The organism is Oleomonas cavernae, assembly GCF_003590945.1.
GTDB lineage: Bacteria > Pseudomonadota > Alphaproteobacteria > Zavarziniales > Zavarziniaceae > Zavarzinia > Zavarzinia cavernae.
This window is the reverse complement of the sequence record NZ_QYUK01000003.1, coordinates 1-3,959: the sequence shown is the minus strand read 5'-3', so window position 1 is coordinate 3,959 and position 3,959 is coordinate 1. Positions and strand designations below refer to the sequence as shown.

General features: G+C 69.7%; 4 protein-coding genes. 3 read left to right on the top strand and 1 reads right to left on the bottom strand.

Going from position 1 to position 3,959, the window contains the following annotated elements; translation table 11 throughout:
- The coding region (locus tag D3874_RS28250) for an ATP-binding protein (RefSeq protein ID WP_408899947.1) at positions 1 to 1,570 on the top strand (1,570 nt) is incomplete at its 5' end.
- Positions 1,567 to 2,058 carry a nuclear transport factor 2 family protein gene (locus D3874_RS00095; RefSeq protein ID WP_117294500.1) on the top strand — a complete coding sequence of 164 codons (492 nt, stop codon included), beginning with the start codon at positions 1,567 to 1,569 and terminating at the stop codon, positions 2,056 to 2,058. The genes D3874_RS28250 and D3874_RS00095, both read left to right, overlap by 4 nt.
- On the opposite strand, the gene D3874_RS00090 is transcribed toward D3874_RS00095, so the two are convergent.
- A complete protein-coding gene (locus tag D3874_RS00090) occupies positions 2,040 to 2,738 on the bottom strand; it encodes a glutathione S-transferase family protein (protein WP_199698852.1) in 699 nt (232 codons plus the stop codon). The two genes, D3874_RS00095 and D3874_RS00090, sit on opposite strands and share 19 nt — an antisense overlap.
- 156 nt (positions 2,739 to 2,894) lie before the next feature.
- On the opposite strand from D3874_RS00090, the gene D3874_RS00085 reads away from it, so the two are divergent.
- Positions 2,895 to 3,824 (top strand): DMT family transporter, encoded by a 930-nt coding sequence (locus D3874_RS00085; protein WP_117294504.1) that lies wholly within the window; start codon positions 2,895 to 2,897, stop codon positions 3,822 to 3,824.
- Positions 3,825 to 3,959: the final 135 nt, after the last annotated feature.

Sequence of the window (3,959 nt, the reverse complement as noted above, 5' to 3'; positions counted from 1 at the left end):
CGGCGACATCGCGCAGGCGCTGCACTACCTGGAGCACGCCGCCCGCAACGCGCTGGCGCGCGACGCCAATCGCGAGGCGATCCGCCACGTGCAGCGTGCCTATGCGCTGGCCGCACGGCTGAGCGGCACGCCGGAGAGCGCGCGCCTGGGCGAGTGGGAGGCGATCCTCGGCGATGCGCACCAGGAGCTGTTCGAGTATGGCCCCTCGGTCCACCACTACCACCGCGCGCTGCAGCTGATGGGCCGCCCCGGACGCATCGGCGGCCTGCGTCGCGGCTGGCTGCTGCTCAAGGAAGCCGCGATCCAGGCCTGGCACCGGCAACGCCTGCCGCGGCGCGAGGCCGATGCGCGGCGCCTGCAGCAGCTGTCGCGCGCCGCGCATATCCACCAGCGCCTGGTCGAGACCGCGTTCTTCGACAACCGGCCGGCCGAGCTGCTTTACCAGACCCTGGCCTCGGTCAACCTGGCCGAAAAGACCGACTTCACCTACGTCCGCGTCAGCAGCTACGCCGGCCTGGCGATGGCCTGCATGGCGATGCGCCAGACGCGCCTGGCCGACGACTACAGCCAGCGCTCGCTGCTCGCCAGCCGCGCCGGCGCCAGCACCGACGTCGCCTACTCGCACCTCGGCCGCATGGTCTACCGCGCCAGCAGCGGCCACTGGCAGCAGGTGCACGAGTCCTACGACGCCGGCACGCCGCTCTATCGCAGCCTCGGCATCACCGGCCGCTGGCAGCAGATCCGCGTGACCGACCTGGTGGCCTGGTTCGCCCAGGGCCGCTACGACGAATCCGCGGCCGGCGTGCGCGAAGTGCTGGAGGCGCCCGGCGCCGTGATCCCCGCCCAGATCCAGGCCTGGTGCTGGTCCTACGACACGCTGCTGTCGGCCCTGCGCGGCGACGGCCCTGCGCGCCTGCCGGCGCTGGTGCAGGGCTACACCGCCCTGCCCCTGCAGGAAGTCAGCCTGGCCGACCGCATGCTCTGCGTGTCCGCGATGGCGCAGGCGCAGTGGCGCCTCGGCGAAACCGAGGCCGCGCTGGCCCACGCGGACGAGGCCCTGGTGCTGGCGCGCCGCGCACCCCCTCCACCTTCTACCTGGCACCAGGCCTGGCCGCGGTCGCCGCCGTACTCTGCGCCGCCTGCGAGCGCGAGACCGATCCCGCGCGGCATGCCGCGCTGCTGGAACGCAGCGGCCGCATGGCACGCGTGCTGCGCCAGATGGCCTGGCTGGTCCCCACCGCCGGCCCGCGCGCGGCGCTGGCACGGGCGCGCCAGTCCTGGCTGCGCGGCAAGCGCGGCCCGGCGGAAAGGCTGTGGCGCCGCGCCCTGGCACAGGCCGAGGCACTGGACATGCCCTACGAGCAGGCACAGGCGCTGGAAGCGATGGGCCGCTGGCTGGACCCGCAGACGGCGCTGGCGGTGCAGCGCCGCGCAACCGCGGCGGCGATCTATGCGCGCATCGGGGCCTTGCCGCCGCCGTAGGACTACCTTCTCCTTCATCCGGCCGATGTGCGAAAAGCGCCGGCGTTCCAGTCTCGAGGCACTCCCCATCGACCGGAACCCGCCATGACCGAGACCGAAGCCCTGCTGGCCATCGAGGAGATCAGGAACGTCTTCGCCCGGCGCCTGCGCTACATGGACCTCAAGCAATGGGACCTGTACGGCAGCGTGCACACCGAGGATGCCTGGTCGGAAACCTACGGCGACCTGCCGCAGGCCTTGCAGCCGCAGTCCGGCGGTGTGCACAACAAGGTGGTCGGCCCCAGGGCGCTGGCGGAGGCGATCCGGCATTTCATGGAACATCGCACGCCGATCACCTCCGCGCATCACGCGCACACGCCGGAGATCGAGCTCACCTCCGACACCACCGCCACCGGCATCTGGCCGATGGAGGATCACCTGTGGTGGCAGGACGGCGAGCGCGAGGAATCGCTGCACGGCTACGGCCACTACACCGAGCACTACCGCAAGGTCGATGGCCGCTGGCTGATCTGCTACCGCAAGCTCACGCGGCTGCGCGTGGACCGCACGCCGGGGTTCTACGACCGGCTGATGTGACGGCGTCGAGCCCGGGACAGAACCCGGTCAGCCGGCGGATGGCTTGCCGGCGTTGATCGCCAACTGGGCGGCGAAAGCCGCTGGTATGCGGGCCGCGCTTCGCCGCGGGCGACGTAGGCCGCCAGCTTGGAAAATTCGCCGAGGATGCCCGATGGTTTCAGCCTGAGCAGCACCGACACCATCATCAGGTCGCCCGCGCTGAACGCGGCATCGAGCCAGCCGGCATTGCCCAGGCGGGCAGACAGTTGGCCCAGCCGATTGCGGATGCGACCCTCGACCAGGGGCAGGCGCTCCCGGGTCCAGGGCTTGTCGCCCTCCAGGACCCTGGCGGTTGCAAGGTCAAGGATCGGCGGCTCCACGGTATTGAGCGCGGCAAACATCCAGGTGATCGCACGCGCGCGGGCATTGGCATCGTCCGGCAGCAGGCCCGCGTGGCGCTCGGCGATATGGAAGACGATCGCACCGGTCTCGAACAGGACGAGATCGCCTTCCTCGTAGGTTGGAATCTGGCCGAAAGGATGAAGGCCCAGATGCGCGGGTTCCTTCATCGCACGGAACGAAACCAGGCGAACCTCGTAGGCCTGGCCCACTTCTTCAAGCGCCCAGCGAACGCGCGTATCGCGCGCCAGCCCCTTGCCGCCATCGGGCGACCGTTCAAAGGCGGTAATGGTGATGGTCATCGCCAGACTCCTCGGCTGTCTGCACCGCAGGCCCTTGGGCCTTTTACAGCCAGTCAACAATACGCAAATCCCGATGCAGTAGTCTATCCATGCAGCTTGACCGGAAATGCCGGTCAGGTCAGCAGTGATCGAGGCAGCGTCAACAGATCCTGGACGATGGACAGCTCACCGAGTCAACCCCAAGCCGCAGGCGGGCAGCCGGCGACGCACTCGCTGCGCGGCGTGCTGCTGTTCATGCTGGGCGTGTTCCTGTTCGCCTGCATGGACAGCAGCACGAAGTACCTGGTGTCCCACTACGACGTCCCGCTGGTGGTGGCGATCCGCTACATCGGCAATTTCCTGCTGATGGTGATCCTGCTCACGCCCAGCCACGGCAAGGCACTGGTACGGACGCAGCGCCGCGGCCTGGTCCTGGCCCGCGGCGCCTGCCTGGCGACGGCGTCGCTGCTGCTGGGCCTGGCGCTGCAGCGCATGCCCGTGGCCGAGACCACGGCCATCGTGTTCCTGTCGCCGCTGCTGGTGGTGCTGCTGGCGGGCCCCGTCCTGGGCGAACGCGTCGGCATGATCGGCTGGGTCGCCGCCGTTGCCGGCTTTGGCGGCATCCTGCTGATTGCGCACCCCGGCGGCGGGCTGGATCCGCTGGGAACGGTGCTGGCACTGTGCGCGGTCGCGGTGACGGCGGCCTACCAGTTGCTGTCACGCATCCTGGCGAGCACCGAAGGCCCCGTGCCGATGCTGTTCTACACCGCGCTGGTGGGCAGCCTGGTCTTCGGCGCGTACCTGCCCTGGTCCTGGGGCGGCGAGCCGCCGACCCCGCTGCAGGCCCTGCTGTTCCTGGGCACCGGCGCCATGGGCGGACTGGGGCATTACCTGTTCACGGCTGCGCACCGCCATACGCCGGCGTCCGTGCTGGCCCCGATGATGTATGCGCAGCTGGTCTGGGCGGCGCTGCTGGGCTGGCTGGTGTTCGGGCACGTACCGGAAGCCATGAGCATCCTCGGCATGGGCATCGTCGCCGCCTCCGGCGTGCTGGTGGCGCTGAAGTCGCGCAAGGCGCAGCAGGCCATGTCGGAGCCGGTCGAGTAAAATTCCGGCCCCGCATCCGAAGGCTGCCAAGATGAGCAACAGACATTCCGGTTCCTGCCTCTGCGGCGCGGTCCGCTTCGAAGTGGGAAGGGGACTTCCAGCGCTTCTATCTCTGCCATTGCGAATACTGCCGCA